The organism is Acinetobacter sp. TUM15064, assembly GCF_008980265.1.
Taxonomy (GTDB): Bacteria; Pseudomonadota; Gammaproteobacteria; order Pseudomonadales; family Moraxellaceae; genus Acinetobacter.
Map to the genome: position 1 here is coordinate 1 of NZ_BKFU01000104.1, position 5,691 is coordinate 5,691.

Annotated in this window: 6 protein-coding genes; all 6 read left to right on the plus strand. The window is 37.2% G+C overall.

The window, feature by feature from the left end:
• Nucleotides 1-344: 344 nt before the first annotated feature.
• Entirely contained in the window at nt 345-1,244 is a 900-nt protein-coding gene (locus GBI16_RS17335) for a VacJ family lipoprotein (protein ID WP_086209817.1), read from the plus strand.
• 98 nt (nt 1,245-1,342) lie between these two features.
• The gene (gigA, locus tag GBI16_RS17340) at nt 1,343-2,311 is read left to right on the plus strand and encodes an RsbU family protein phosphatase GigA (RefSeq protein ID WP_086209818.1); all 969 of its coding nucleotides are present in this window, start codon (nt 1,343-1,345) and stop codon (nt 2,309-2,311) included.
• Between the two features lie 112 nt (nt 2,312-2,423).
• Nucleotides 2,424-2,945 (plus strand): anti-anti-sigma factor GigB, encoded by a 522-nt coding sequence (gene gigB, locus GBI16_RS17345; protein WP_086209819.1) that lies wholly within the window; start codon nt 2,424-2,426, stop codon nt 2,943-2,945.
• Between the two features lie 23 nt (nt 2,946-2,968).
• Nucleotides 2,969-3,793 (plus strand): carbon-nitrogen hydrolase family protein, encoded by an 825-nt coding sequence (locus GBI16_RS17350; protein WP_086209820.1) that lies wholly within the window; start codon nt 2,969-2,971, stop codon nt 3,791-3,793.
• Nucleotides 3,794-4,140: 347 nt separating this feature from the next.
• Nucleotides 4,141-4,566 (plus strand): organic hydroperoxide resistance protein, encoded by a 426-nt coding sequence (locus GBI16_RS17355; RefSeq protein ID WP_086209821.1) that lies wholly within the window; start codon nt 4,141-4,143, stop codon nt 4,564-4,566.
• 179 nt (nt 4,567-4,745) lie between these two features.
• The coding region (locus tag GBI16_RS17360) for a sacsin N-terminal ATP-binding-like domain-containing protein (RefSeq protein ID WP_151707546.1) at nt 4,746-5,691 on the plus strand (946 nt) is incomplete at its 3' end.

The following is a 5,691-nucleotide window of genomic DNA, read 5'->3' on the forward strand; positions in this document are numbered from 1 at the left end:
CTCTCAATCTCTTAAAAGTCAACTGGTAATTTAAATTAATTTAAACTCTCTTTCTAAAACCCAACTCAATCAATTTTAACTAAGTTGCTGTTTTATCAGAAGTTTTAATCTTCATCACCGCCGATGGGTGTGCATTCTACAGCATTTCTATCCCCTTGCAACCCCCTTCTCTCAATTATTTATAAAAAAACTCCCACTTGTTTATTTATTCGACAAAAATACATCTTTTTACTAACATTTCTTAAAATTTGATTTAACAATGAGCAATTAAGAGCTGTTAATATAGTTAAAAGATTATATTTTTAATTCAATCTGCTGATTATAAAGTTCCGGAACTCTTTTATATGCAACACATTCGCCATTTATGTGCAGGTCTTCTGTTTATAGGCTTCACGACTTTTGCATTTGCTGAAGATGTAACTACAGCTTCAAGCGAAATAGATACCAGTGCTGATCCACAAGCAGCTTCATCTTCTTCGCTTAAAGAATTGAAGAACATTAAAGCGAAAGATTTAAAAGTAGATGCCAATGCAGCACAACCCGATAGTGTAAAAGATCCACTTCAACCCTTAAATCGGCAAATTTTTGCTGTTAATGATGCATTAGACCGTGCAATCGTTCGCCCTATTGCTGTTGAATATAAAGAAAAGATTCCCTCAACTGTTCGTGATTCGTATAGTGGCTTTCGTAAAAATCTTGGTGAGCCTTGGAATGCAGTCAACCAATTAATTCAGGGAAGACCTGGTCGTGCGGCAAAAACATTAGGTCGATTCACTATTAATACAGTGACTACTTTAGGCTTTGCAGATCCTGCTTCGCGCTTAGGTTTAGAAACGGAAGATGAAAACTTTGGTACAACACTTGGCTATTGGGGCGTGCCTTCTGGCCCATACCTCGTACTCCCAGTTTTTGGACCTAGTACTTTCCGTGATGGTTTTGGTTTGGTCGTTGATGGTTATGCACGTCCGCAACGGTACATTCTAGAAGATGAAGAAGGCCTATATTGGTCCGAACAAGTTTTACGTGGTATTGATGTTCGCTCACAACTCATTGATATTGAAGGTGCGATTCAAGGCGACAAATACTCTTCAATTCGTGATATTTATTTACAACGTAAAAACTTCATTATTGCTGAGAAAAAGGGTGTAGAAGCTGAAGGTATGTTTATTGACGATGTTGGTGACGATGACTCTACCGACTCCCCTTCTTCTAATCAATCACATCAAATGTTAGATACGGAATAACAATGGGTTACAGCTAGAGCTGAATTTTCTTTCTCTAGCTGTAATTTGCTTGTTATAGTAAAGCTATAGCTTAATGCTAAGGATAAGCCAATTTTTTTATGTATTTCATTCAACCCTCTCGCCATATTCCATATTTAGAACAGGTGCTAGACACACTGCCCAGTGTGCAAATGATTCGCATAGAAGATATTGATCTTTATGACCCAACGATTATTGCGATTGCTGATATCCAAGATTATTTAGAGCACAAATGGGTACTCCCAACGATCGTGCTTGCCTTTGAAAATGAAGGAAGTGCTTTAGCTCAAGCTTGGGAGCTCGGTGCATTAGCTGGTTGGATGTGGAATAAACTGCCCAGTAACCCACAGCAATCCTTACTTAAGATTGATGCACAATATAAACGTAACCAAGATAGTCGAGATCTACCTTCTGCAGCCGAATTGCAAAAACGACTTTTGCCTAATCCCATAGAATTACAAAACTATACCGTTGAAACCTTTTTTCAGCCTTCTGCTTATTTGTCTGGCGATTGGTTTGATTACTGGAAAATTAGTGACAAAGAACTGATGTTCTATTTGGCTGATGTTTCTGGACATGGTGTCACCAGTAGTTTATTAACCTCTTGGATGGCGGCTTTTCATGGTCGTGCCAAAACACCACGTGGGCTCATTAAGAAACTTAATGGCATGTTGGTGCAAGAAAATATTGAAAAGCACATTACCATGATTGCAGGAATTTTAAACCTCGAAACCCACCAACTACGATGGTCGAGTGCAGGACATTATCCCCCTGCCATTGTGTTTGAACCAAACCAAGCACCTAAAATATTAAACACCAGCAGTTTTCCTCTTGGCCTTACCGAAGAGCTAGAGGTTGAAGAGCATGAATGTGTGCTCAACCGTCATGCCCGCTTCATTATTTGTTCCGATGGAGCTCTTGAACCGTTCAGTGGTGGACTAAATGATCAATTCACACAATTGGTCTATCATTTGCAAAATCAATCCTTTGAAGCACCAGAGCATGTTGCAGACGATATTGCTATTTTAAGTTTACGTCGAATGAATTAATCAAATTATCAATAACTTATTACAATATCCTAGTTTCTAAGACTGTTAGATACTTGAGTAAGTATTTGCCCTATGGGATAATTTCCTATCCTTCTCTGCAAATGGCATTTATATGTCAACAGGTCATGTTGAATATGCAAGCTTGAATGGAACGCATATTTTTAAGCTTATTGGCGAAGTGCGTGCCCAATCTTGTATCAGTCTAGACAAACTTTTAAACCGTATTGAACAACAGTCAAATGTTGTTGGTGCAATCGTAGATTTAACTCAAACTACATTCATTGACAGCACTGTGTTAGGCATTTTGGCGAAGTTAGGCTTAAAGCTTAAACAGATCCATAATATCCAAGCTGTCATGTTGTCCACCAACTCAGATATCACGACCTTGGCCAATAGTATGGGGCTAGGGCAAGTTTTTGTGATTTTAAATTACTGCGGTGATCCAAACGTTTGCACCCTTGAACTTACAGAAGAACATATCACGCATCGTAATATGTTAACTACTGTGTTGGATGCACATAAAACGTTAATGGAACTCAACCAAAGTAATCAAAACATGTTTGAACCTTTAGTTAAACAATTGCAAAAAGAACAAGACAGCCTCGACCAAGTGTCGCAGCAACAAAACGCATAACAACAAATTCTACAGGCCCATTTATGACTTTACTTTCTGCTGTACAGATGAATTCTCAAAATGACATTGACGCAAATTTCATTGTCATTGAGTCTCTGATTCAACAAAGTAAAGCAAATGGTGCTGAACTCATTGTGTTTCCAGAAAACTTCGTGTGTTTTGCAGCAGGCAAACAGCGTGAGACTGCGGCACAGTTCGAAGATATTCAAAAACGTTTAGAAAAATTGGCGCATCAATACCAAACGTGGATTGTTGCCGGAACGTTGCCATGCCCCTTTCGTCCAGATGGTTCAGTGATTAAGGATGGTCGTGTACGTACAGTGAGTCTTTGTATTAGTCCTGAGCGTACCGAAGCACGTTATGACAAAATTCATTTGTTTGATGTGCAAGTTGGCGATGCTGTAGGTGGTTACCAAGAATCTAAATTTTTTGAACCTGGTACAGATGTCGTTGTAGCGAAAACACCTTTTGGTGATATCGGCTTAATGGTGTGCTATGACTTACGCTTTCCTGAACTGGCTTTAACTTTACGCGCGAAAGGTGCAAATATCTTGACGGCGCCTGCTGCATTTACTTACACCACAGGTCAAATGCATTGGCAATTATTATTACAAGCACGTGCGATGGATAGCCAATGCACTGTATTAGGCGCTGCGCAACAAGGTTGGCATGGTGAAAAAAGACAAACTTGGGGGCATACGGCAGCAACCAATAGCCGTGGTCAAGTTTTGGATTTGATTCATACTCAAGGTGCTCAGCTAATTACCGTCCCTTTTGACTTGGCAGAACAAGCTCATATCCGTGAAAGTATGCCATTGATGCAACACCGAAAATTAATGCAGTTTTAAATCAAGTCACAATCTTTAAAAACTACTGACTTCTTCGCACCAAATTATCTTGATGAACATCTACTGTTCTTCTACGGAAGAAATCTCCAATACTAAAAATACATAACTCTATTTACCTTTAAATGGTGAATAATGTCACTGATTACATTCCGTTTGCGTTCACATGAATAAGCCACAGCTAGGAAAGCTTTGAGAACTAGCAATCGAACCTATATGATTGATTTTTAATAGACTAAAGTCTCAATTTAATCATAACGATTTTCTGTGTAAATTTACAAAAACACTGCTTATTCTTTCTATGATTTAAGACAGGATAAGGACTCAAATACAATATTTAGGGAATCAAAATGTCTTTAGAAAAAGTCGTTTATACAGCACACGCAAAAGCAACAGGTGGTCGTGATGGTAGCGCAACGTCATCAGACGGCATTTTAAATGTTAAATTAGCAGTGCCTAAAGAAATGGGCGGTGCAGGTGGTGGCACCAACCCTGAACAGCTTTTTGCCGCAGGTTATTCTGCATGTTTTCTGGGTGCGATGAAGTTTGTCGCAAACCGTGACCATTTAAAAATTACACCTGACGTATATATCGAAGGTGATGTTGGGATTGGTCCGATTCCAACAGGCTTTGGTATTCAAGTGACTTTAAATATTCATTTAGAAGGTTTAGAGCAAGCCGAAGCGCAAAAATTGGTGGATGCAGCACATATCGTTTGTCCTTATTCAAATGCAACGCGTGGCAATATTGATGTGACATTGAATGTAATTGTTTGATTTTTCTCATAAGAATCTACCTAAAAATACAATTTTATTTTTAGGTAGAAATAATTTTATTTTGATAGAACAGCACATCACTATTGAAAAATATAGCTTATATTCATGAAAGTTTATATATTCACAAACAATACAGTAAAGAATACAAAATCTAAACTTCAAAATAACGTGAAACAAAAATGAGTGAAATGCAAAATATAAACCGTAATGAAATATTAGAAAATGCAAAGACAGAATCAGAATTATCAGATTTGAAACAACACGCAGACAAGATGATAAGAGGTTTTGAGAGTTTTAATAATTTTTCGTCAAATCGTGCTGTATGGGAGCTGGTTCAAAATGCTTGCGACCTTACAACGGAATGTGAAGTCGTTTTAGATTACAAGGACGGGTTTTCATTTACTCATAACGGAAAACCATTTACGACAAAATCGTTCATTTCTCTAATAAAGCAAGTAAGCGGAAAATACGGAGAGGAAACAAACATTCCAGAAGTTGGAAAATACGGAACAGGTTTTTTGACGACACATACATTCGGGCGTAAATTTCGTATCAATTCAACTCTTGAAGCAAACAACACATTTTTTGAAATTAAAGATTTTTTAATCGACCGTAGCCCGAAAGAGTGGAAAACGTTAAGTGAAAACATTAGAACGCAAAAAGAAAATGTTTATGAGCTTATACAAAAAGGTGCAAGTCTTGCCAACCCTGAAATAAAAACGACATTCACTTTTTTACCCGAAACCGACCAAGAACGAAATTACATTGCAGAATCAAGTAAAGACTTAGAAGACTACATTCCTATTGTTTTAACGATAAATGACCGACTCAAAAAAGTAAAAATCGTTTTAAATGATTCTGAAACTTCGTTTGAACGAATTAAAAAAATAAAAGTAGAAAATGACAAAGGAATAGAATTATACAAAACAACTATTTCAAAAAATGGAACAAACAAAATAATTTATTCAATCATTGAAACTGACGACCAAATTGAAGTAATTCTTCCAATCAACGAAAATCTCGAATTGTTTCAGTTTTCAGAAAGAATTGCCCGATTATTTTTATATTATCCTCTAATTGGTTCAGAGGATTTTGGTTTAAACTTCGTTATCAACTGTAATAAGT